The organism is Cereibacter sp. Soil_C_27 (assembly GCF_057657095.1).
Genome location: NZ_JBDGJD010000005.1, coordinates 183,560 through 206,797 on the forward strand (window position 1 = coordinate 183,560; position 23,238 = coordinate 206,797).

General features: G+C 67.4%; 23 protein-coding genes. 10 read left to right on the forward strand and 13 right to left on the reverse strand.

The annotated features are described in order from the left end of the window. Position 1: 1 nt before the first annotated feature. The 3 genes from betA (at position 2) to AC3A5Z_RS18355 (ending at position 2,680) form a co-directional block, all read left to right on the forward strand. Complete coding sequence (gene betA, locus AC3A5Z_RS18345; RefSeq protein ID WP_487520758.1) at positions 2–1,648, forward strand: choline dehydrogenase; 1,647 nt, start codon at positions 2–4, stop codon at positions 1,646–1,648. A 61-nt stretch (positions 1,649–1,709) separates the two neighbouring features. Further along, positions 1,710–2,360 (forward strand): thermonuclease family protein, encoded by a 651-nt coding sequence (locus tag AC3A5Z_RS18350; protein WP_487520759.1) that lies wholly within the window; start codon positions 1,710–1,712, stop codon positions 2,358–2,360. Between the two features lie 74 nt (positions 2,361–2,434). Beyond that, complete coding sequence (locus AC3A5Z_RS18355) at positions 2,435–2,680, forward strand: HP1242/YdcH family protein (RefSeq protein ID WP_487520760.1); 246 nt, start codon at positions 2,435–2,437, stop codon at positions 2,678–2,680. Positions 2,681–2,683: 3 nt separating this feature from the next. Here the strand turns inward: AC3A5Z_RS18355 and AC3A5Z_RS18360 are convergent, their stop codons facing one another. The 3 genes from AC3A5Z_RS18360 to AC3A5Z_RS18370 all read right to left on the reverse strand — a co-directional run bounded on the left by AC3A5Z_RS18360 (position 2,684) and on the right by AC3A5Z_RS18370 (position 5,762). Continuing rightward, positions 2,684–4,081, reverse strand: a complete 1,398-nt coding sequence (locus AC3A5Z_RS18360) for a helix-turn-helix domain-containing protein (protein ID WP_487520761.1) — start codon at positions 4,079–4,081, stop codon at positions 2,684–2,686. Positions 4,082–4,128: 47 nt separating this feature from the next. Then, positions 4,129–5,349, reverse strand: a complete 1,221-nt coding sequence (locus AC3A5Z_RS18365) for a multidrug effflux MFS transporter (protein WP_487520762.1) — start codon at positions 5,347–5,349, stop codon at positions 4,129–4,131. A 62-nt stretch (positions 5,350–5,411) separates the two neighbouring features. Then, positions 5,412–5,762: a DMT family protein gene (locus tag AC3A5Z_RS18370; protein ID WP_487520763.1), complete on the reverse strand. Its 351-nt coding sequence runs from the start codon at positions 5,760–5,762 to the stop codon at positions 5,412–5,414. Between the two features lie 130 nt (positions 5,763–5,892). Between AC3A5Z_RS18370 and AC3A5Z_RS18375 the strand changes: the two genes are divergently transcribed. The 6 genes from AC3A5Z_RS18375 (at position 5,893) to AC3A5Z_RS18400 (ending at position 11,449) form a co-directional block, all read left to right on the forward strand. Next, positions 5,893–7,425, forward strand: coding sequence for an acyl-CoA carboxylase subunit beta (locus AC3A5Z_RS18375; RefSeq protein WP_487520764.1), 1,533 nt, complete (start codon positions 5,893–5,895; stop codon positions 7,423–7,425). A gap of 83 nt (positions 7,426–7,508) precedes the next feature. Then, positions 7,509–7,898, forward strand: a complete 390-nt coding sequence (locus tag AC3A5Z_RS18380) for a DUF6497 family protein (protein ID WP_487520765.1) — start codon at positions 7,509–7,511, stop codon at positions 7,896–7,898. 214 nt (positions 7,899–8,112) lie between these two features. Next, entirely contained in the window at positions 8,113–8,247 is a 135-nt protein-coding gene (locus AC3A5Z_RS18385) for a hypothetical protein (RefSeq protein ID WP_107662777.1), read from the forward strand. A gap of 81 nt (positions 8,248–8,328) precedes the next feature. Then, positions 8,329–8,727 carry a hypothetical protein gene (locus tag AC3A5Z_RS18390; protein ID WP_487520766.1) on the forward strand — a complete coding sequence of 133 codons (399 nt, stop codon included), beginning with the start codon at positions 8,329–8,331 and terminating at the stop codon, positions 8,725–8,727. Between the two features lie 319 nt (positions 8,728–9,046). After that, entirely contained in the window at positions 9,047–9,331 is a 285-nt protein-coding gene (locus AC3A5Z_RS18395) for a hypothetical protein (protein WP_487520767.1), read from the forward strand. Between the two features lie 117 nt (positions 9,332–9,448). Further along, positions 9,449–11,449, forward strand: coding sequence for an acetyl-CoA carboxylase biotin carboxylase subunit (locus tag AC3A5Z_RS18400; protein WP_487520768.1), 2,001 nt, complete (start codon positions 9,449–9,451; stop codon positions 11,447–11,449). Between the two features lies 1 nt (position 11,450). Here AC3A5Z_RS18400 and AC3A5Z_RS18405 read toward each other — a convergent pair whose 3' ends face one another. After that, positions 11,451–11,888, reverse strand: coding sequence for a DUF4174 domain-containing protein (locus tag AC3A5Z_RS18405; protein ID WP_487520769.1), 438 nt, complete (start codon positions 11,886–11,888; stop codon positions 11,451–11,453). A gap of 92 nt (positions 11,889–11,980) precedes the next feature. On the opposite strand from AC3A5Z_RS18405, the gene scpA reads away from it, so the two are divergent. Further along, positions 11,981–14,110, forward strand: coding sequence for a methylmalonyl-CoA mutase (gene scpA, locus AC3A5Z_RS18410; RefSeq protein ID WP_487520770.1), 2,130 nt, complete (start codon positions 11,981–11,983; stop codon positions 14,108–14,110). 74 nt (positions 14,111–14,184) lie between these two features. On the opposite strand, the gene AC3A5Z_RS18415 is transcribed toward scpA, so the two are convergent. The 9 genes from AC3A5Z_RS18415 to AC3A5Z_RS18455 all read right to left on the reverse strand — a co-directional run bounded on the left by AC3A5Z_RS18415 (position 14,185) and on the right by AC3A5Z_RS18455 (position 23,054). Continuing rightward, positions 14,185–14,574: an AAA+ family ATPase gene (locus AC3A5Z_RS18415; RefSeq protein WP_487520771.1), complete on the reverse strand. Its 390-nt coding sequence runs from the start codon at positions 14,572–14,574 to the stop codon at positions 14,185–14,187. A 36-nt stretch (positions 14,575–14,610) separates the two neighbouring features. Then, positions 14,611–15,621 (reverse strand): endonuclease/exonuclease/phosphatase family protein, encoded by a 1,011-nt coding sequence (locus tag AC3A5Z_RS18420; RefSeq protein ID WP_487520772.1) that lies wholly within the window; start codon positions 15,619–15,621, stop codon positions 14,611–14,613. Then, entirely contained in the window at positions 15,618–16,301 is a 684-nt protein-coding gene (locus tag AC3A5Z_RS18425; RefSeq protein WP_487520773.1) for a TerB family tellurite resistance protein, read from the reverse strand. The genes AC3A5Z_RS18420 and AC3A5Z_RS18425 overlap by 4 nt, the downstream gene beginning before the upstream one ends. 32 nt (positions 16,302–16,333) lie before the next feature. Then, positions 16,334–16,822, reverse strand: coding sequence for an N-acetyltransferase family protein (locus tag AC3A5Z_RS18430; protein WP_487520774.1), 489 nt, complete (start codon positions 16,820–16,822; stop codon positions 16,334–16,336). Then, positions 16,819–17,430 (reverse strand): VOC family protein, encoded by a 612-nt coding sequence (locus AC3A5Z_RS18435; protein ID WP_487520775.1) that lies wholly within the window; start codon positions 17,428–17,430, stop codon positions 16,819–16,821. The genes AC3A5Z_RS18430 and AC3A5Z_RS18435 overlap by 4 nt, the downstream gene beginning before the upstream one ends. Next, entirely contained in the window at positions 17,427–18,983 is a 1,557-nt protein-coding gene (locus AC3A5Z_RS18440) for a Ppx/GppA family phosphatase (RefSeq protein WP_487520776.1), read from the reverse strand. Before AC3A5Z_RS18440 ends, AC3A5Z_RS18435 begins: the two co-directional genes overlap by 4 nt. 67 nt (positions 18,984–19,050) lie before the next feature. Then, positions 19,051–21,237, reverse strand: coding sequence for an RNA degradosome polyphosphate kinase (locus AC3A5Z_RS18445; protein ID WP_487520777.1), 2,187 nt, complete (start codon positions 21,235–21,237; stop codon positions 19,051–19,053). Positions 21,238–21,300: 63 nt separating this feature from the next. Next, positions 21,301–21,978: a P-loop NTPase family protein gene (locus AC3A5Z_RS18450; RefSeq protein WP_487520778.1), complete on the reverse strand. Its 678-nt coding sequence runs from the start codon at positions 21,976–21,978 to the stop codon at positions 21,301–21,303. Next, the gene (locus tag AC3A5Z_RS18455; RefSeq protein WP_487520779.1) at positions 21,975–23,054 is read right to left on the reverse strand and encodes an AI-2E family transporter; all 1,080 of its coding nucleotides are present in this window, start codon (positions 23,052–23,054) and stop codon (positions 21,975–21,977) included. The genes AC3A5Z_RS18450 and AC3A5Z_RS18455 overlap by 4 nt, the downstream gene beginning before the upstream one ends. Positions 23,055–23,238: the final 184 nt, after the last annotated feature.

Genomic DNA, 23,238 nt, shown 5'->3' on the forward strand with positions numbered 1-23,238 from the left:
GATGACCGATTATGTGATCGTGGGCGCCGGGTCCGCCGGATGCGCCATGGCTTACCGTCTGGGCGAGGCCGGGAAATCCGTGCTGGTGATCGAGCATGGCGGCACCGACGCCGGGCCGTTCATCCAGATGCCCGCCGCCTTGTCCTATCCGATGAACATGCCGGTCTACGACTGGGGGCTGAAGACCGAACCCGAGCCCAATCTGGGCAATCGGGTGCTGGCCACGCCGCGCGGCAAGGTGATCGGCGGCTCGTCCTCGATCAACGGCATGGTCTATGTGCGCGGCCATGCGCATGACTTCGACCATTGGGCCGAGCAGGGCGCGCAGGGCTGGGGCTTTGCCGATGTGCTGCCCTATTTCAAGCGGATGGAGAACTGGCAGGTGCCGGGCGATGTGGAGTGGCGCGGCCATGACGGGCCGCTGCACGTCACGCGCGGGCCACGCTCGAACCCCCTCTTCAACGCCTTCATCGAGGCGGGGCGGCAGGCGGGCTATCCGGTGACGGATGATTACAACGGCGCGCAGCAGGAGGGCTTCGGCCCGATGGAGGCGACGATCTGGAAGGGCCGGCGCTGGTCGGCGGCCAATGCCTATCTGCGCCCGGCGATGAAGAAGTTCGGCGTGAAGCTCACCCGCGCGCTGGCGCTGCGGGTGGTGGTCGAGAACGGCCGCGCCGTGGGCGTCGAGGTGTCGCGCAACGGCCAGCGCGAGGTGATCCGGGCCGGGCGCGAGGTGATCCTCGCCGCGTCTTCGATCAACACGCCCAAGCTCTTGATGCTCTCGGGCATCGGCCCCGGCGCGCATCTGGCCGAGCATGGCATCCCGGTGATCGCGGACCGTCCCGGGGTGGGGGCCAACCTGCAGGATCATCTCGAGATCTACATGCAATATGCCAGCCTCCAGCCGATCACGCTGTTCCGGCACTGGAACCTGCGCGGCAAGGCGATGGTCGGGGCGCAGTGGCTTTTCACCGGGCGGGGGCTCGGCGCCTCGAACCAGTTCGAGGCCTGCGCTTTCATCCGCTCGAAGCCGGGCGTGGATTATCCGGACATCCAGTATCACTTCCTGCCGATCGCCGTGCGCTACGACGGCAAGGCGGCGGCGGGCGGGCATGGTTTCCAGGCCCATGTCGGGCCGATGCGGTCGAAGTCGCGCGGGGCGGTCACGCTGCGCTCCGCCGATCCAGAGGCGGCGCCGGTCATCCGTTTCAACTACATGTCGCATCCCGACGACTGGGACGACTTCCGCCGCTGCATCCGCCTCACGCGCGAGATCTTCGGGCAGGAGGCGTTCAAGCCGCATGTGAAGCACGAGATCCAGCCGGGGCCGGGCTTCGAGACCGACGACGAACTCGACAGCTTCATCCGCGAGCATGCGGAAAGCGCCTATCACCCCTGCGGCACGGCGCGGATGGGGCGGCGCGACGATCCCGGCGCGGTGGTCGATCTGGAGTGCCGGGTGATCGGCGTCGAGGGGCTGCGGGTCGCCGACAGCTCGATCTTCCCGCGCGTGACCAACGGCAACCTGAACGGCCCGTCGATCATGGTGGGCGAGAAGGCGGCGGATCACGTGCTGGGCAAGACGCCGCTGGCGCCGCAGAACCTGCAGCCGGTGGTGAACCGGAACTGGCGGGTCAGCCAGCGCTGAGATTAACCTTTCGTTAAGAATTGGCTTGATTTCCGGCTGAGAAGGCCGGAGATCTCGGCGGATGTTAATCTTTCGTTCGCTCCTTGTTCTGATGCTGAGCCTCGCGGCGCTGCCATCGCTTGCCGCCTCGGTCACCGGGGAGGTGCGGGTGATCGACGGCGACACGCTGCATGTCGCGGGCCAGAAGGTGCGGCTCTTCGGTATCGACGCGCCGGAGCGCGACCAGTCCTGCGGCGCCAAGGGCGCACGCTGGGACTGCGGCCGCTGGGCCACGGCGGAACTGGCCGCCCGGGTCGAGGGGCGGCGCGTCGTCTGTGCCGGCGGGGAGGAGGACCGCTACGGCCGTCTGCTCGCGGTCTGCCGGGCCGATGGCGAGGACATCAATGCGGCACTGGTCCGCAACGGGGCGGCGCTGGCCTATCGCAAGTATTCCGGGCGCTACGTCGCCGAGGAGGGCGCTGCCGAAAAGGCGGGGCTCGGCATCTGGTCGGGGGCGATGGTCACGCCCGAGGCGCATCGCCGGGGCGCGGATGCGCCCGAAGCGCCGGTGACGGGCTGCGAGATCAAGGGCAACGTGTCGAAGAATGGGCGGATCTACCACATGCCGGGCAGCCGCGACTATGGCAAGACCCGGATCAGCGGGCCGGAGGAACGCTGGTTCTGCACCGAGGCCGAGGCCCGCGCCGCCGGATTTCGCCCGACCCGGGGCTGAGTTGATCCGGGTCAAGGTGGCGGGGCCGGGCGGCTCCTAGGCTTCTCTCGACGGCAACGAAGAGGGAGAACCGCATGACCCACACGCCACACGAGCTTGCCGAGGATTTCCCGGCGGAGGCGGAGCGTATCCGCGATCTCAGGATCAGCGACCCGCATTTCGCCCGGCTCGTGGAAGAGTATTACGCGGTGAACAAGCAGGTGCACCGCGCCGAGACGCTGATCGAACCGACGGACCCGCTGCACGAGGCTGACCTGAGAAAGCAGCGCGTCCGCTTGAAGGACGAGATCCGCGCCCGGCTCATGGTGCCGGAAGGCTGAGGATCAGCCGACGATCTCGTAGGGCAACAGGCCGCGCCGGTCGGGATCGACCCTGAGCTGCCGCTCGAGCGGCGGCACGGACCGCTGATGACACTCCTGCCGGTCGCAGATCCGGCAGGAGATGCCGATGGGCTCGAACTGGCCTTTCAGGTCCAGCCCATCGGCATAGACCAGAGCCCCGGCATGCTGCACCTCGCAGCCGAGCCCGATGGCGAAGCGCCGGACCGGCGCATGGAACGACCCGCCAGATTTCGACACGTCGCGCGCCAGCAGCAGATAGCGCACCCCGTCCGGGGTCTGCGCCAGTTGCCGCAGGAAATGACCCGGAGTCTCGAAGGCGCGATGCACGTTCCACAAGGGGCAGGCCCCGCCATAGCGCGCGAACTGGAAGCGCGTGGCGGAATGGCGCTTGGTGATGGTGCCCGCCTGATCGACCCGCACGAAGAAGAAGGGCACGCCCTTGGCCCCGGGCCGCTGCAGCGTGGAGAGCCGGTGCGCCACCTGCTCGATCGAGGCGCCGAATATGTTGGCCAGACGCTCCAGATCGTGCCGCGTCTCCAGCGCCGCCTGCTGGAACGGGCGGTAGGGCAGCAGCGCCGCCCCGGCGAAATAGTTGGCCAGCCCGATCTTGGCGATGTCGCGCGCCTCGGTGGTCTGGAAGCGGGCGAGATCGAGCGTCGCCTCCAGCAGGTCGTTCTGGGTCAGCAGCGCCACCTGATGCAGCATCTGGAAGCGCTGGGTCGCTCCGGTGGAGCGTGCCGACAGCTCCAGCGCCGCCGTGCCCGGATCGAAGCGGCGGATCGCGGAAATGTCGGAGAGATGCAAGCTGATCCCGGCCTTCGCCAGCGTTTCGGACGCGGTGAGAACGACGTCTTTCCGGATACCTCCGGGCGCCGTGTAATGTTCGGCGGCACGGTCGATGGCATCGAGGTAATTGTCGCAATAGTGAAAGAAATCACGCACCTCTTCCCAGGGCGAGGGGCGCAGCACCGTCTCGTCGCGACCCAGAACCTCATCGAGCGAGGCGAGCCGCTCGTGGCTCTGGCGGTAGGCGCGGTGCAGGTCGAGGAAGGCGCGGGCGAGCGCCGGGGCGTTGGAGGCCGCCAGCCGCAGGTCGGCCAGCGGCGGCGCACCCGAGGCGAAGACCGGATCGGCCAGCGCCTCGCGCATGTCGGTCACCATGCGCTCGGCCTCGCCGGTGGTCAGCACCGTCACGTCCAGCCCGAACTCCTGCGCCAGCGCAAGCACCACGGTGGCCGAGACCGGGCGGTGGTTGTTCTCCATCTGGTTCAGATAGGGCAGCGAGGCGCCCAGCTTCTCGGCGAAGACCTTCTGGGTCAGGCCAAGCCGCTTGCGCAGGTCGCGCAGCTTGGCCCCGGCATAGAGTTTCTGCGCGGTCATGGACCCCTCTTTTGCAAATGCCAGCTAGGCAGTTGCAAAGCCGCCTGTCAACAGTCGAGCCCAAGCCTGCGGCTGCGGCGGATCACCGCGAGGATCGCCAGCACCGCGCCGAGCGCCGAGGCGAGCATCAGCAGGATCAACGGCATCTCGCTGCTGCCCGGGCCGAGGAGGGCCCCCGCCGCCGCCGCCAGCGCCGCACCGCCGCCGATCATGATCGCGCCGCCGAGGCCCGAGGCCGTCCCCGCCAGATGCGGGCGGATCGACAGCATCCCGGCATTGGCATTGGGCAGCGACATGCCGTTGCCGATGCCAACGAAAGTGGTCATGCCGAAGAACACCGCCGGATGATGCAGCCCGGCCAGCGTGAGCAGGAGAAGGAGCAGGATGCCGCCGCTCGTCACCAGCACCCCGCCCAGCACCATGCGGTTCATCCCGACGCGGACCGAGAAGCGGCCCGAGAGGAAGCTGCCGAAGGCGTAGCCGACCGCGGGGAAGGCGAAGTAGAGCCCGACCTCGGAGGAGGATAGGCCGAAGACCTCGGTGCCGACGAAGGGCGCGCCGCCGAGATAGGCGAAGAAGCAACCCGAGACGAAGGCGGCGCAGAGCACGTAGCCCCAGAAGCGCTGCGAGCTCAGAAGCTCGGGATATTGCCTCAGCTGCGCGGCAAAGCTCACCGGCTGCATCGCCGCCGTCTCGCCGAGATCGGCCCAGACCAGCGCCGTCACCAGAAGCCCGAGCGCCAGCAGCAGCGCGAAGTTCGCCTGCCAGCCGAAGACCTCGTCCAGCAGCCCGCCGACGATCGGGCCGATCATCGGCACCAGCGACATGCCCATGGTGACATAGCCGATCATCGAGGCGGCCTGCGCATCTGGCACCATGTCGCGCACCACCGCCCGGCTCAGCACCATGCCCGAGGCGATGACGGCCTGCGCCATGCGGAAGACGAGAAAGACCGTTGCATTCGGTGCCAGAAGCGTGCCCGCCGTGGCGATGAGGAACAGCGCCAGCGAGCCGAGGATGACACTGCGCCGCCCGTAGCGGTCGGAGATCGGCCCGATCACCACCTGCAGCACCGCGCTCAGCCCCAGATAGAGCGCGACGGACAGCTGCATCAGCCCGTAATCCACCCCGAACCACGCCGCCATTCCGGGCAGCGAGGGCAGGAAGATGTTCATGCTGAGGGCGGAAAGCCCCGTCAGCAGCACCAGCGTCATGATGTGCGGCGGCGAGGCGCGGTGCAGAAAGCGGGGGAGGGGGAGGTCTGACATTGCGATGAGCTAGGCCGGGGGCCGGGCGAAGTCCATCGCCCTGACGCACAAGGGCTTGTGCGTTACCATTTGTGGAAGATGAAGAAGGCACCGCAGGCGATGAAAGCGAAGCCGACGAAGTGGTTCCAGGTCAGGGGCTCCTTGAGGAAGAAGACCGAGAACAGCGCGAAGACCAAAAGGGTGATGACCTCCTGGATGGTCTTCAGCTCGGCCGCCGAGAAATGGCTGTGGCCGATGCGGTTGGCGGGCACCTGCAGCAGATATTCGAAAAAGGCGATGCCCCAGCTGATGAGGATGACCGCAAAGAGCGGTGCCGCCTTGAACTTCAGATGGCCATACCAAGCGAAGGTCATGAAGACGTTGGAGGCCACCAACAGCAGGATGGTGACGACGGGGACGGGGAGGCTGGGCATGGCGGCTCGATGTTAACAGGTTTTGCATTTTGCAGATTGTTGGTCGCAGAGAGTTTGCAAATTTACCGAAAATTGCTTTCTGCCCGCGGGTGGCGCCACTATGGTGCCTGAAATTTCGAGGGGCAAGGTCATGACGGACATTCTGCGGCAGCTTGAAGATCGGCGCGAGATGGCCCGCGCGGGCGGCGGCCAGCGTCGGGTCGATGCGCAGCACGCCAAGGGCAAGCTCACCGCGCGCGAACGGATCGAGCTTCTGCTCGACGAGGGCTCCTTCGAGGAGTTCGACATGTTCGTGCGCCACCGCTGCACCGACTTCGGCATGGAGGAGGACCGGCCTGCGGGAGACGGGGTGGTGACCGGCTGGGGCACGATCAACGGCCGCATGGTCTATGTCTTCAGCCAGGACTTCACCGTCTTCGGCGGCTCGCTGTCGGAGACCCACGCCCAGAAGATCTGCAAGATCATGGACATGGCGCTGCAGAATGGCGCGCCGGTGATCGGGATGAACGATTCCGGCGGCGCGCGGATCCAGGAGGGCGTGGCCTCGCTGGCGGGCTATGCCGAGGTGTTCCAGCGCAACATCATGGCCTCGGGCGTGGTGCCGCAGATCAGCCTGATCATGGGCCCCTGCGCGGGCGGGGCGGTCTATTCCCCGGCGATGACCGACTTCATCTTCATGGTGAAGGACACCTCCTACATGTTCGTGACCGGCCCCGATGTGGTCAAGACCGTGACGAACGAGGTGGTGACGGCAGAGGAGCTCGGCGGGGCTTCGACCCATACCAAGAAATCCTCGGTGGCCGACGGCGCCTTCGAAAACGACGTGGAGGCCCTGGCCGAGACGCGCCGCCTCTTCGATTTCCTGCCGCTGTCGAACCGCGACCGCGCGCCGACGCGACCGTTCTTCGACGATGTGAGCCGGGTGGAGCCGAGCCTCGACACGCTGGTGCCGGACAATCCGAACCAGCCCTATGACATGGCCGAGCTGATCCGCAAGATCGCCGACGAGGCGGATTTCTTCGAGATCCAGAAGGATTTCGCCGCCAACATCATCACCGGCTTCATCCGCATCGAGGGCCAGTCTGTCGGTGTGGTGGCGAACCAGCCGATGGTGCTGGCGGGCTGCCTCGACATCGACAGCAGCCGCAAGGCCGCCCGCTTCGTGCGCTTCTGCGACGCTTTCGAGATCCCGATCCTGACGCTGGTCGACGTCCCGGGCTTCCTGCCGGGCACGGGGCAGGAACATGGCGGCGTCATCAAGCACGGCGCGAAGCTGCTCTTCGCCTATGGCGAGGCGACGGTGCCCAAGGTGACGGTCATCACCCGCAAGGCCTATGGCGGCGCCTATGACGTCATGGCCTCCAAGCACCTGCGCGGCGATTTCAACTATGCCTGGCCCACGGCGCAGATCGCGGTGATGGGGGCCAAGGGCGCGACCGAGATCCTTTACCGCTCGGAACTGGGCGATCCCGAGAAGATCGCGCAGCGCACCAAGGATTACGAGGACCGCTTTGCCAATCCATTCGTCGCGGCGGAAAAGGGCTTCATCGACGAGGTGATCATGCCGCATTCGACGCGGCGCCGCGTCGCTCGCGCTTTTGCCAGCCTGCGCGGCAAGAAACTGACGAACCCGTGGAAGAAACACGATAACATTCCCCTGTAACGCAGCATTCAGGGAACCGACATGTCACCATCCACCAGAGCAGAGGGTCGCGCAGCCCCCGCTAGCAAAGCGGGGCTTGGCGCGTGACCAAGCCCGATGCTCCCTTCACACCGGCCCAGACCGACAGCGCGCCCGATGCGCTGGTGCCGGTGCCTTCCGGCCAGCCGGTCACCTTGCAGGAGGTGATCTGGAACGAGCCCGGCCCCTCGGGGCTGACCATGCGCTTTCGCTTCCTTGCCCCCGAGATCGGCCCGGGCGGCAGCATCGCCTTCGAGGCCGCCTCGGCGGACATCCAGGCGCTGTGCGAGAGCTACGTCCTGCCCCGCATCGCCGAGCAGGGCCCGGCCCCGGCTCAGGTGGTGATTTCGATGTCCGACGTTCCGGTTCCGTTCGGGCAAGCGGCCCCCGAGGCCACACAGTTTTTCGAAGCCTTCACGATCCGCGATGGCATCTGCATATGGGAGCCATTCTGATGGAACCACAATATCTTGCTAAGTTTGACCAGTCGGGTGAGCCGTCTGATGTAGTTGAGTCACAGGTGGGCATCTTGGGCACATCGCTGTGTCAAATGCCTGTTGGATCAGATACGATTGATAAAGACCGAACCCAAGCGGTCTTCACCTCGCAGAGGGTCCACGCCGACGAAGGTTCGACGGCGGGCGCCTTCAATGAAAAATGGAGTAGAGGATGTCGAAGAGCACTGTCGTATTCGCACTGTGCATGGTGGCTTTCGTTGCCGCCTGCGCGAAAAAAGAAGAAGTTGTCTACGTTGACCAGCCGGCCGTCACGACCGAGCCGGTGTACACGGGCAAGTACAAGTAATCTTCTTCCGGGGCGGGCTGCTGCGACCCTCAGGGTCCGGCCCGCCCCAGTTGTCGCCCTCCGTTCCGGGGAGGGTGCACGATGATCAAGCATCGCGGCTTCCCCGGCCGTCTCACCGGCACCGATTTCCAGTATGTGATCCGGCGCGCCAGCAAGGCGGGCCCGACCAAGATCATCAAGCGCGAGCGTTACCGCGACCGCAAGGCGATGGACCGCGCGGCTGACGCGGGCTTCCTCGCCGCCCTCTGGCATCATTTCGGCGAAGACCCCTTCGAGCGCGGCAATCTCGATGCCGGGCGCATCTCGTGGCTCTTCGGGCGCGAGGTGGTGCCTGCCGAAGATCCCTTCGATCCGCAAAGCTACGACGCCCTGTTGCGGGTCGACCGCAAGCGGGCCGAGGCTGCCTTCCCCGAAATCTTTGCCCCCGATGCGCCGCCGGTCCCCGACGGCGACTGGGACGACGAAGACGAGGACGAGTAGGCATGTTTCCGCGGCACGCTTCGGCAACCGGGCAGGACTCCGCGCATCGCGCCGGGGCCGCTGCCTTTGGCTTTGCCTTGCGGGCGCCTGCGCACCATCTTCCCGCGAGGGCGGCGGCTCAACCTCCCGTTGCCGCCCTCCGTCAAGACTGCGACCCTTCCCTTGACTGCCGGTCCGGCCCTGCAGAGGCCGGACCGGACTTTCCGACAGCTTGGCGCCGATTTGCCGATGGCCTTGGGACACGCGGAATTCACTTTTCCGCGGGGCGTTTTCCGATATTGTCGGGCGCGATAACAATCCTGAACGGAGATCGAGCAGCATGCTTCGCAACCCCCTCATTCTTATGGCTATTCTGGCCAGCACCGTCGCAGGCTGCGCGCAGCAGCAAGGCTACGGCGGCGGCTATAGTGGCGGCTACGGCGGCGGCTATGGCGCCCCGACCGGCAACTATCAGGAAAGCGCCGCGGTGCGCACGCTGGGCGGCGCCGTCGCCGGTGCGGTCATCGCCGACGCCACGGGCGGCAGCAAGACCAAGGGCGCTCTCATCGGCGCGGTTGCCGGTGGCGTGTCCTGCGGCATCCAGGGCCTGCCCGCCTGCCGCTGACCTGACCTGCGCCGCCCCGCGCGGTTTCCGCAAATTTCCATGGACCACCCGGGCCGACCGCCCGGGTGGTCCTTTTCATTTTCGCGCCATGTGGGCGCCGCTGACGAGGGGACGATGATGTTCAAGAAGATCCTGATCGCGAACCGGGGCGAAATCGCCTGCCGCGTCATCAAGACCGCCCGCAAGATGGGCATCGCCACGGTCGCCGTCTATTCCGATGCCGACCGCAACGCGCTGCACGTCAAGATGGCCGACGAGGCGATCCACATCGGCCCCTCGCCGGCGAATCAGTCCTATATCGTGATCGACAAGATCATGGAGGCGGTGCGCCAGTCCGGCGCCGAGGCGGTGCATCCGGGCTACGGCTTTCTCAGCGAGAACATGAATTTCGCGGCGGCGCTGGAGGCGGCGGGCGTCGTCTTCATCGGGCCGCCGTCCCCGGCGATCGAGGCGATGGGCGACAAGATCACCTCGAAGAAGCTGGCGCAGGAGGCGGGCGTCTCCACCGTGCCGGGCTACATGGGGCTGATCGCCGATGGCGACGAGGCGGTGAAGATCTCGGGCGAGATCGGCTATCCGGTGATGATCAAGGCGAGCGCCGGCGGCGGCGGCAAGGGCATGCGCATCGCCTGGAGCGAGGCCGAGGTGAAGGAGGGGTTCGAATCCTCCAAGAACGAGGCGGCGAGCTCCTTCGGTGACGACCGCATCTTCATCGAGAAATTCGTGACCCAGCCGCGCCATATCGAGATCCAGGTGCTGGCCGACAAGCACGGCAACTGCGTCTACCTGCACGAGCGCGAATGCTCGATCCAGCGCCGCAACCAGAAGGTCATCGAGGAGGCGCCGTCGCCCTTCCTCGACGAGGCGACCCGCCGAGCGATGGGCGAACAGGCCTGCGCCCTGGCCCGCGCCGTCGGATACACCAGCGCCGGGACGGTCGAGTTCATCGTCGACGGCAACCGCAACTTCTACTTCCTCGAGATGAACACGCGGCTGCAGGTCGAACATCCGGTGACCGAGCTGATCACCGGCATCGACCTCGTCGAGCAGATGATCCGCGTCGCCGCCGGCGAGGCGCTGCCCTTCGCGCAGTCCGACCTCAGGATCAACGGCTGGGCGATGGAGAGCCGCCTCTATGCCGAAGACCCCTACCGCAACTTCCTGCCCTCCATCGGCCGGCTGACCCGCTACCGCCCGCCGGTCGAAAGCGCCACGCCGACAGCAGTGGTGCGCAACGATACCGGCGTCTTCGAGGGCGGCGAGATCAGCATGTATTACGACCCGATGATCGCCAAGCTCTGCACCTGGGCCCCGACGCGGGCAGGGGCCATCGAGGAGATGCGGCTGGCGCTCGACACATTCGAGGTGGAGGGCATCGGCCACAACCTGCCCTTCGTCGCCGCCGTGATGGATCATCCGCGCTTCGTCAGCGGCGACATCACCACCGCCTTCATCGCCGAGGAATATCCCGAGGGCTTCCAGGGCGCCACGCTGGACGAGCCCACGCTGCGCCGCGCCGCCGCCGCCGCGGCCGCGATGAACCGCGTCGCCGAGATCCGCCGCACCCGGATCACCGGCACGATGGACAACCACGAGCGCAAGGTGGGCGTCGACTGGGTGGTGACGCTGCAGGGCCAGTCCTTCCCCGTCACCATCGCCGCCGACCGCGAGGGCTCCACCGTCTGCTTCGCCGATGGCGAGGCGCTGCGCGTCGCCTCCGACTGGACGCCGGGGCAGCCCTTGGCGCGGGTCAGCGTCAATGGCGCGCCTCTGGTGATGAAGGTCGGCAAGATCCCCTCGGGCTTCCGCCTGCGGCTGCGCGGCGCAGATCTCAAGGTGCATGTCCGCACCCCGCGTCAGGCCGAACTGGCGCTCTTGATGCCGGAGAAACTGCCGCCCGACACCTCGCGCTTCCTGCTCTGCCCGATGCCCGGGCTGGTGGTGAAGATCAACGTGGCCGAGGGCGACGAGGTGCAGGAGGGTCAGCCGCTGGCGACAGTCGAGGCGATGAAGATGGAGAACATCCTCAAGGCCGAGCGCAAGGGCGTGGTCAAGAAGGTCTCGGCCACCGCGGGCGCCAGCCTGCGGGTGGACGATGTGATCATGGAGTTCGAATGAGCTACCGCCCCGCCGGATTGCGCTCCAGCATCTCTTCCCGGCGGATCGGGAACTTGTCGATGGCGCGGCTGATCTCGCGCACCGACCAGGGCAGCGGCTTGCGCAGCGCGACCCGCCCGTCCTTGTCGAGGATCACCAGCGAAAAGCCGCGGGGCCGCAGCGCCTTGCGAATCTCGCTGGGGTTGGCGGGATCGGTGTCGGTGATGACGATCACGTCGCGCAGCTCCAGATCGCCGAAATTCTCGGCCAGATTGCGCATCTGCGCGTCGAAGGATGGATCGGCGGCCGTGTCGGCGAAGACCACCAGCGGGCGCTTTTTCCAGACGAACTCCGACAAGGTGAGCCCCGCCGCATCGACAGGGCCGGTGGTGATCGGCTCCTGCGCCGGGGCGGCCAGCGGCAGGAAGGCTGCAAGGGCAAGAATATAAAGGGGTTTCATACGTCCTCCGTCACCTCAGCATATAGGGGCGGCTGGCCGGAAACCAAAGCATGTATCCCGGTTGTGACCGGGCGGTTCGAGAGGACGAGGATATGACCGACGATCTGGACGGCTGGCGCAAGCTCGCGGAGAAGGAGCTGAAGGGCCGCAGCCCCGAGGCGCTGACCTGGAACACGCTGGAGGGCATCCCGGTCAAGCCGCTCTACACCGCCGACGATACCGCGGGGCTGGCGCATATGGGCAGCGTCCCCGGTCTCGCGCCCTTCACCCGGGGGGTACGGGCGACGATGTATGCGGGCCGCCCCTGGACGATCCGGCAATATGCCGGTTTCTCCACCGCCGAGGAGTCGAACGTCTTCTACCGCCGCGCCTTGGCCGCGGGCCAGCAGGGCGTCTCGGTCGCCTTCGACCTGGCGACGCATCGCGGCTACGACAGCGACCATCCGCGCGTGGTGGGCGATGTCGGCAAGGCGGGTGTCGCCATCGACTCGGTCGAGGACATGAAGGTGCTGTTCGACGGCATCCCGCTGGAAAAGGTCAGCGTTTCCATGACGATGAACGGCGCGGTCATCCCGATCCTCGCCAGTTTCATCGTCACGGGCGAAGAGCAGGGCGTGGATCGGCGCCTCCTGTCGGGCACCATCCAGAATGACATCCTCAAGGAGTTCATGGTCCGCAACACCTATGTCTATCCGCCCGAACCCTCGATGCGGATCATCGCGGACATCATCGAATACACCTCGGCCGAGATGCCGAAGTTCAACTCGATCTCGATCTCCGGCTATCACATGCAGGAGGCGGGCGCGAACCTGGTGCAGGAGCTGGCCTTCACCCTGGCCGACGGCCGCGAATATGTCCGCACCGCCATCGCCCGCGGCATGGATGTCGATGCTTTCGCCGGCCGGCTGTCGTTCTTCTTCGCCATCGGCATGAACTTCTTCATGGAGGCGGCGAAGCTGCGCGCGGCGCGGCTGCTCTGGCACCGGATCATGACCGAATTCGGCGCGCAGAAGACCGAGAGCCTGATGCTGCGCACCCATTGCCAGACCTCCGGAGTCAGCCTGCAGGAGCAGGATCCCTACAACAACGTGATCCGCACCGCCTACGAGGCGATGGCGGCGGCGCTCGGCGGCACGCAGTCGCTGCATACCAACGCGCTCGACGAGGCCATCGCCCTGCCGACCGAGTTCAGCGCCCGCATCGCCCGCAACACCCAGCTGATCCTGCAGGAAGAGACCGGCATCACCCATGTCGTCGATCCGCTGGCCGGCAGCTACTATGTGGAGAGCCTGACGGCGGAGCTGGCCGAAAAGGCCTGGGCGCTGATCGAGGAGGTCGAGGCGATGGGCGGCATGACCAAGGCCGTGGCCTCGGGCATGCCCAAGCTCCGGATCGAGGAAAGCGCCGCCCGGCGGCAGGCGGCAATCGACCGGGGCGAGGATGTGATCGTCGGGGTCAACAAGTATCGGCTCGGCAAGGAGGACCGGATCGAGATCCTCGACATCGACAATGACAAGGTGCGCGAGGCGCAGGTGGCAGGCCTCGCCCGCATCCGCGCCAGCCGCGACCAGGTCGCCTGCGACGCGGCGCTGGCCGAGCTTACCCGCCGCGCCGCCGAGGGCGGCAATCTTCTCGAAGCCGCCGTCACCGCCTCGCGCGCCCGCGCCACCGTCGGAGAGATCAGCATGGCCATGGAAAAGATCTTCGGCCGCCACCGCGCGGAAGTGAAAACCCTCTCCGGCGTCTATGGCGCGGCCTACGAGGGCGACGCGGGCTTCGCCGCAATCCAGAAGGATGTCGAGGCCTTCGCCGAGGAGGAGGGCCGCCGCCCGCGCATGCTGGTGGTGAAGATGGGCCAGGACGGCCACGACCGCGGCGCCAAGGTGATCGCCACGGCCTTCGCCGACATCGGCTTCGACGTCGATGTGGGCACGTTGTTCCAGACCCCCGAGGAAGCCGCGCAGGACGCCATCGACAACGACGTGCATGTCATCGGCATCTCGTCGCTCGCCGCCGGGCACAAGACGCTGGCGCCGAAGCTGATCGAGGCGCTGAAGGCCAACGGGGCGGGGGACATCCTGGTGATCTGCGGCGGGGTGATCCCGCAGCAGGATTACGACTATCTCTACAAGGCCGGGGTGAAGGCAATCTTCGGGCCGGGGACGAACATCCCGGCGGCGGCGAAGGACATCCTGACGCTGATCCGCCAGGCGCGGGCCTGAGCCGGGCGATCCTTCTGCGAAGGATCGCTCCTGACCGGCGGGGGAGGGGCCTGATCCTTCGCAGAAGGATCGGGCTAGAGCTCGATCTCGCCGCTTGGCGCTTCCGGCTCCGCCGTCTCGGGCAGCGGCTCAAGCGGCGGCGCGTCGGCCTTGCGGCGGATCAGGATGTCGCCGTTAGGCAGCCGCTCCGGCGCCTCGTAATGCCGCAGGTCGCCGATCATCGTCAGCAACTCGCGCGCGGCGGGCTGCAGCTCCTGCAGGGCCTGGCCCATGTCGTCCATCATCGGCTCGGCCTCGTCCATCAGGCCGCGGAACAAGAGCCGCGCGCCCTCGCCGAGCAGGCTGAAGCCTTCATCGACGTCGCCCGGAGACTCCGGGGCGGGATCGATCTCGGGCACGGACTCCTGCGCCTGAACCGCGGTCAGCGAGAGACAGAGGGCGAGGGGGGCAAGGATCTGTTTCATGTTCCGGATATAGGGCCCGCCCGCGGGAAAAAAAGATCACAGATCCAGCGTGACCGGGAAATGATCCGACGCCACCAGCAGCGCGTCGCGCAGCTCGGGCACCTTGAAGCAGCCCGGGTCGTTGAACGGATGCCAGATCCGCCAGTTCGGCGCCCGGGCGGCGAGATCGGGCGAGACCATGATGAAATCGAGCAGCGCCTCGAAATAGCGCTCCTGCGGTGCCAGCCAGAAACGCGCCGTGCTCGGCACCACGCCGACGCGCTGGCTCAGCGCCATCCTTGCATGCGGGTCGGTCAGCTGCAGCGGCGGATCGGCCTCCGGCCCCAGCACGATCTCGATGCCAGACTGGCCGAAGAGCTTCTCGTATTCGTCCAGCCCCGGCCCGTCGTTGAAGTCGCCCAGAACGATCAGGCTGTCGCCCCGCTCCAGATGTGCCACCACCCGCCGCCGCAGCCAGACGCATTCCGCCAGCTGCTTGCGGCGGTTGTCGATCGAGATGCGGGTGAACTCGGCAGTGTTCCGCGCCCGGTGCGGCGCTTTCGACTTGGCATGCACGCCGATCATCCGCAACGGCTGGCCATCGGCGGTCAGTGCCAGCTCCAGCGGCGGCTTGGAGAAGCGGATCGGTTCGGGCGTGGCATCGGCGTCGATGTCGAAGCGGAACACCCCGTCGAAGCGCGGCGCCTTGGCCTCGGCCTGCGGGTCGTGCCGCGCCGTGATCCGGGCGGGGTCGTAGAGCAGGGCGATCTCCTGCTCGGTGCCGCTGGTGAAGCCGTGGATCGCCTTCGCCGCCCGGAGGCCGAAGGTCTTGGCAAAGCGTTCCAGCGCCTTCACCGTGCTGCGGCGGCTGCCATGGTCGGGCGCCTCGATCACCATCACCGCATCGGCGTCGAGCGCGGTGAAGACGATGCCCAGAGCCTCGATCTGCTGGCGCCGGGAGATGTCGTAGCGGGCCGAAAGCTCGTCATCGGCCAGAAGGCGCCCCCTGTCGTCGAAGAGCGCGTTGAACCATTCCACGTTGTAGCTGGCAATGCGCAGCCGCGTCATGCCGCCTGTTTCGCGCTGATCTCTTCCCAGGCGCGGTTGATGTCGATCATCCGCTTCTCGGCCAGCTTCACCGCCTCTTCCGGCACGCCGCGGGCGATCATCCGGTCGGGGTGGCTGTCGCGCACCGCCTGTTTCCACGCTGCCCGCACCTCGGCCATCGTGGCGCCGATGTCGACCCCCAGCACGTCATAGGGGTCGCGCGGCGCGTCCTTGACGAAGCGGGCGCGCAGCGCACGGAAGCAGCGGTCGCTGAGCCCGAAGATCCGCGCCACTTCGGTCAGGAAGGCCTCTTCGTCGGGGTGATAGTCGCCATCCGCCATCGAGATGTGGAACAGCCCTTCCATCAGGTCGATCAGGATGCGGTCGTCGTCGCGGAACATCGCCTTGATCTTGCGGGCATAGGCGTCGAACCCGGCCACGTCCTGCCGCGCGAGGTTGAAGACCCGGCCCGCGTTCATCTCCTCGCCCTCGGGGATGGCGAAGACCTGACGGAAGGCGGTGACCTCGGGCCGCGTCACCTCGCCATCGGCCTTCGCCATCTTGGCCCCCAGGGCGATCACCGCGATGGTAAAGGCGACCGAGCGCTCGGGCGGGCTGCGCAGGCGGTCGAGCACACTCGACAGGCCTTCGCCGGCGGCGAGGGCAGAGAGGGCTTCGGTGATGCGGGTCCAGATCGACATGGGCGGCAGCATAGACCGGGACGGGCGCGCTGTCAGGAGAGGATTTTCTGCATCAGCACAAGCTCGAAGAGCTGGCCGAACTTCCAGCCGACCTCGGGCAGCCGGGCGATCTCGCGGTAGCCCAACGCGGCATGGAAGGCGCGGCCCTCCGGGTTGCCGCCGCTGACGCCCGCGATCATCGAATGCGCCCCGCTCGCCCGGGCGTGATCTTCCGCCGCGGCCATCAGCGCGCGGCCGATTCCGCGACCCCGCGTCCCGGGGCCGAGGATGATGGTATGCTCCATCGTCCGCCGATACCCCACGCCGCCGCGGAACTGGGCATAGGTGACGAAGCCCGCGATCCCCTCCGGCGCCTCGGCCACCAGAAAGCAATGCCCCGCCGCCTCACGCTCGGCGATCATCGCCGAAAGCTCGGCCTCGGTCTTCTCGGCGGCGTTGAAGGTCACCAGCGTGTCGCGGATCAGGGGGTTCCAGATCGCGAGGATCGCAGGGGCATCGGTGTCGGTCGCGGGGCGGATCATCGGAGCAGGCGCGTTCCCTGCGGCGTGGCGAAGCTCGCCTGCATCGCCAGCCGCTCGCCCGGCACGATGACCAGCCGCACCTCGTCGATCCGGCCCGCCAGCGCCTCGGCCAGCGCCGCGGCCTCGGGATGGGCAATCTCCAGCCGGGTCAGGCGCAGGCCCGGATCGGGCAGGCGCTCGACCGGGTGCGGGCCGTCCCACTGGATCAGCGCCGGGAAGCCACCGCCGAAGGGCAGCCGCCCGTCGCCGGGCACCGCCATGCACCAGTGCAGATCGCCGCGCGACAGCGCCACCGGCGTGCCCGTTCCTTCGGGGCTCAGCGCCAGCTCGGCGCCGAGGTCGTCGCAGCGGGCGACCCAGTTGGTCAGGCGGGGAGGGCCCGCGAAACGATCCAGATCGAACCAGCGCGGCCAGGCCGGGGCAGGGGCCGCGGGGTCGATGGCGATCACCTCGAGATAAAGATCGCCGAGCCCCAAGAGCCGGTTGTGCGTGCCCATATGCGCATGCTGCCCGCCGCCCGCCAGCCGCACCCCGAGAGCCGCCTCCACCTGCGCCACGCCCTCATCGAGTGTCGCCGCCGAGACCGCGAGATGGTCGAGCGCGATCATCGCGGCGTGATCACTTCGGGCCTGCCGCGCAGCGCCGCCGCGAGCGCCTTGAACCGCGCCTGCGCCACCTCGCCATAAAGCGCCTCGCCATCGGTGGTCAGCTTCAGCTGCAGCACCTTCAGCTTCGGCATCCAGCGCAGCGTGCCTGCCGCCGTCGGATCAGCCACCGAGAACATCGCGCCGAAGCGCATTGCCTTGCCCAGCACCTCGGCATCCTGGATCTCGTCATCGGTCAGAAGCCGGAACAGCGGCTCCAGCCGCGAGCCAGAGCGCGAGTTCTTGTAGCGGTGCAGCAGCGCCAGCCCGAGGAACACCCGCCCCGGATGGTCGAGCCCGCCGAGATTGGCGCGGGTGGCGTTGTCGAAGCAGACCTCGGCGCGGTAGTCGGGGTGGGCGCGCCATGTCGTGTCATGCAGGAGGCAGGCCGCCTTGATCAGCCGCTGCCGCGCGGGCGGGGCGTTCTTGAACAGCGGCAGCAGGAAGCTGTAGAGCTTCTTGCCGAAACCCGGGATGCGGGCCGAGGTCGCCTCGGCCACCCGCGCCGCCTCGATCAGCGGGTCGCGGGCGCGCAGCTTGTCGGGCATCTGCTCGTAGAGCAGCCCCTCGCGAATGCCATAGGCCGAGACGTCGATCTCCTTCGGCTTGAAGATGCGGATCAGCTCGCGCAGCACCTCGCAGGCCAGGGGCACCAGCTCCATCCGGTCGGTCGAGGTGCCGGTGCGCACGCGCAGCGCGGTGAGGTCGCTTGCGGCGATCCAGTCCAGCGTCTCCATCAGCGATTTCGGCTGCATGCGGTATTCGTGCAGCACGGTCAGCGGATAGCCGCGCCGCTCCATGTCGAGCCGTCCGATCACCCGCCACGACCCGCCGACCAGATAGATCCGGTCGCCCTCGGGCTTGATGATGTCCTTCAGCCCGCGCAGCACGCTGACGATGTGCTTCTGCCGCACCGCAGGGTCGGAGGAGACCTGCTGCAGCCGGAACGGGCCCAGCGGCGACGTGGCGCGCACGCCCACTTTCCCGCCGCCGATCCGCGCGAGCTCCATCGAGTTGCCACCGATGTCGCAGACGATGCCCCGCGCATCCGGCCAGCCCAGAAGCACCCCCTGCGCCGAGAGCCGCGCCTCCTCGTCGCCGTCGACGACGAAGAGCTTCAACCCGGTCTCGCGCAGCACCTCTTCCTGAAACGCCGGCCCATCCTCGGCCTCGCGCACCGCCGCCGTGGCGACGACGGTCATGGGCGAGACTTCCATCCCCTTGGCCAGCAGCGCGAAGCGTTTCAGCGCCACCAGCGCCCTCTCGCGCCCGCGCGGGTTCAGCCGGTTGGTCTCGGCCAGACCGAGGCCCAGACCGCACATGATCTTCTCGTTGAAGAAATAAGCGGGGCTGCGCGCGGCGCCGTCGAAGACCACCATCCGCACCGAATTCGAGCCGACATCGACCACGCCGACCCGCGACAGCGCGCGGGCCGAGGGGTCTTCGAACAGCGGCCGGCCGAAGGGTCCGAAATCGTCAGGGGCGGCGTCGGCAAGGGCGGGGTCGACGTCGGTCATGCAGATATTCTCCCATCGGACTTGCCGGGCAAAGTAACCGTCGCGAGCCTCCGGTCAATGCCGAAGCTCATGCGGCGGTCTCGTCCCGGATCGCGGCCAGACGCGGCACGTCCTTGGCCCCGGCGGTTCCGCGCCCTGAAAGCGAGGGATTTTCCATGAAGAAACGATGGCAGTTGAACAGCGTGCCTTCCTCGCCCGAGAGGTGGCGCAGATAGCGCCCGTCCGGCTGCAGCACCCAGCTCTGCGCCTCGTCGGCGAGGTTGGCGGCCATGATCTGCTGGACGATCTGCGATTTCACCGTCGGGTTATGCGCCTCGACCAGCGTCTCGACCCGGCGGTTCATGTTGCGCCCCATCCAGTCCGCGGAGGAGAAGAACACCCGCGCCTTCTTCGAAGGCAGGCCGTGGCCGTTGCCGAAACAGACGATCCGGCTGTGCTCGAGGAACCGCCCCACCACCGATTTCACCCGGATGTTTTCGGACAGCCCCTTCACCCCGGGGCGAAGCCCGCAGATGCCGCGGATGATCAGGCTGATCTTCACGCCCGCCTGACTCGCGGCATAGAGCGCGTCGATCAGATCGGGGTCGATGATCGAATTGACCTTCAGCCAGATCTCCCCCGGTCGCCCCGCCTGCGCATGCGCCGCCTCGGCGGCGATCAGCTCGTGCAGCCGCGGGCGCAGGGTGATCGGCGAGATGGCGAGGTTCTCCAGCCCCTCGGGCTGGACGTAGCCCGACAGGTAGTTGAACACCTTGGTCGCATCGCGCCCCAGCGCCGCATCGCAGGTGAAGAACGAGAGATCCGTGTAGATCCGCGCGGTGATCGGGTGATAGTTGCCGGTCCCGTAATGGGTGTAGGTCACGAGGTTGTCGCCCTCGCGCCGCACGACCGTGCTGATCTTGGCATGGGTCTTGTAGTGGATGAAGCCGTAGACGACATGCGCCCCCGCCCGCTCCAGCCGGCGCGACTGGCGGATATTGGCGGCCTCGTCGAAACGTGCCTTCAGCTCCACCAGCGCCGTGACCGATTTCCCCGCCTCCGCCGCCTCGCAGAGCGCCGAGACGATCGGGCTGTCATGCGAGGTGCGGTAGAGCGTCTGCTTGATCGCCAGCACGTTCGGGTCGGTCGCCGCCTGCTGCAGGAAGCGGATCACCATGTCGAAGGTCTCGTAGGGGTGATGCAGCAGCATGTCCTTCTGCCGGATCGCCGCGAACATGTCGCCCTCGTGATCCGTCACCCGCTCCGGCACGCGGGGGGTGAAGGCGGGCCACAGCAGGTCGGGCCGCGACGAGATCACCAGCTCCTTCAGATCCGCGACCCCCAGCAGCCCCCGCACCTCCACCACCTCGTCGGGGGTGACGCCCAGCTCTTCCATGATGAGCGCATGCAGGTCGTGCGGCGCGCCGGCCGAGATCTTCATGCGGATCACCTCGCCGCGGCGGCGGCGCTTCAGCGCGGTCTCGAACTCGCGCACCAGATCCTCGGCCTCGTCCTCCACCTCCAGATCGCTGTCGCGCAGCACCCGGAAGGCGCAATGGCCGCGGTCGGTATAGCCGGGGAAGAGCATGTTCAGATGCAGGAGAAGCAGCTCTTCCAGGGGCAGGAAGCGGTGCTCGCCCGGTTTCGCCGGCAGCGCCACGAAACGGGCGATCTGCTGCGGGATCGGCAGCAGCGCCTGCAGGCTGCGCCGGTCCGAACCACGCTCCAGCTCCAGCCCCAGACAGAAGCCGGTATTGGGGATGAAGGGAAAGGGATGCGCCGGGTCGATCGCCAGCGGCGACAGCACCGGGAAGACCTTGTTGAGGAAGTGATCCTCCAGATGCTTCAGATCGCGCGCCGTCAGCTTGGAGCGCGTCAGGATCGATATGCCCTCGGCCTCCATCTCGCGCTTGAGCTTGTTCCACACGCTCTGCTGGGTCTGCATCAGCCGCCGCGCATCGGCGTTGATCAGCACCAGCTGATCGGCGGGGCTGCGGCCATCCTCGGAATGGGTCGGGTTGCCGCTGCGCGCCAGCGCCCTCAGCCCGGCGACGCGGACGGTGTAGAATTCGTCGAGGTTGGTGGCCGAGATCGACAGGAAGCGCAGCCGCTCCAGCAAGGGCACCTTGGGGTTGGAGGCTTCGTCGAGCACGCGCCAGTTGAAGGCCAGCCAGCTGAGCTCCCGGTTGAAGAAACGCCGCGCCCCGGTGGTCTCGGCCTCGCTCATCTTCACGGGTTCCGGAAAGGGTGCCTTGAGGAAGTCTGCCTGTGTCATCCGTCTGCCTTCAATCTTTCGCCTGCTTATCGATATGCAGCGTGAAGCTTTGGTGACATCAGATCATCCGACGTCGGGCCTGTCCAGAACCGCCGCGGCGAGGGCGCGCGTGACAGGCCGCCCCTCGGCCAGCGAGCGCGCATCGAGTGCCGCGACCAGCCCGCGCGCCGCCTCGAACGACCTGTCCATCCGTTGCACGAGATAGGGGATCAGCGCGGGCGGCACCGCGATCTGGCGGTCGGAGAACAGCTTGATCAGCACCGCCGACAGAAGCGCGTCGTCCGGTGGCTCCAGCCGCGTCACCGCCGCCGCCTGCACCCGGCTTGCCAGATCGGGCAGCCCCAGCCGCCAGTCGCGCGGCGGGCCGTCGGCGGTCATCAGCAGCGTGCCGCCCTGCGCGGCCAGCAGGTTGTGCAGGTGAAACAGCGCCTCCTCCGCCGCGCGGTCGGGCAGGGCGTCGGCATCCTCCACCGCGACCGAGCCCGCAGCGGCAAGCAGGGGGATCTCGGCGGCGGCAAGGGTGCCCGCCGGCACGATCTCCGCCCCGGTCATCGCCGCCCAGACATGCACCAGATGCGTCTTGCCCGCACCGGCAGGGCCGACCAGCACCATCTTGCCGCGCGGCCAGTCGCGCCAGCCGTCCAGCGCCGCCAGCGCCAGCGCATTGGCGGGCGAGACGAAGAAATCCTCCCGCCGCAGCGCGGGCCGCACCGGCAGGTCGAACGCAAGCTGTCCCTTCACCGATCTTCCTCGAGAAGCACGATGCTTTCCTTGCCGCGATAGAGCCGGCTGCCGGTGTATTGCGTGATGCCAAAGCGCATCAGCACCCCGATGGCCGCCGCAACCGGCACTGCCACCAGCATGCCGACGAAGCCGAAGAGCGTGCCGAAGGCCGAGAGCGCAAAGAGCAGCCACAACGGATGCAGCCCGACCGAGCCCCCCACCAGACGCGGGGTGATGACATTGCCCTCGAGGAACTGCCCCAGCGCGAAGATCCCGGCGATCAGTCCGATGGAGAACCAGTCGCCCCAGAACTGGAACAGCGCGAGCCCCAGCGCCAACGCTCCGCCGATCAGCGCGCCGACATAGGGGATGAAGGTGATCGCCCCGGCGATCGCCCCGACGATCAGCCCGAATTGCAGCCCCGCCGCCATCAGCGCCACCGAATAGAAGGTGCCGAGCACCAGACAGACCGAGATCTGCCCGCGCACGAAGCCCGCCAGCACCTGATCGATCTCGCTCGCCAGCCGCCGCAGCGTCGGCGCATGGTCGCGCGGCAGCCAGCTGTCGACCTTGGCCACCATCTTGTCCCAGTCGAGCAGCAGATAGAACGCCACCACCGGCACCACGACCATGAACACCACCGCGTTGATCACGCTGTAGGCCGAGAGCAGCAGCGTATTGGCGAGCTCGCCGCCCCGCTCCTTGATCGTGTCGCCGATCGACAGCAGCGTCTGGCGGATCGTGCTCGTCTCGTCGTTCAGGTCGGGGAAATGCTCGGTCAGGAAGGTCTGCAGCTGGCGGAAGATCGCGGGCGCCTGATTGATCAGCGCGGTCAGCTGCGAGATCAGCGTCGGGATCACCGCCAGCACCAGCAGCACCACCACCAGCAGCATCGCCACCGAGATCACCGCCGTCGCCATCACCCGGCTCATGCCCGCCCGCTCCAGCCGGTCCGCAACCGGGTCGAGGAAATAGGCGATGGCGCCGCCGACGAGGAAGGGCAGGATCGTGTCGCCCAGAAGCCAGAGCACGAGGAAGAAGCCCACGGCGGCGAGGCCCCAGTATCTGGCTTGATGGTTGACCGGCAGAACCATGGTGACACCCCGAAGTTGCCAAAGACAGATGGCCCAAGCCCCCGGCCCATGCAAGGGCAGAGCCCGCCTGAGCCGGGAAATCGGCCCGCGCGACCGGCCTTTGCCCGCCGGTGCCGCAGCCTGCCTGCACCGCTGGCGCTTGCCTGCCCCCCGCCCGTCGCCTAAACCCCTCTCAACCACGCCA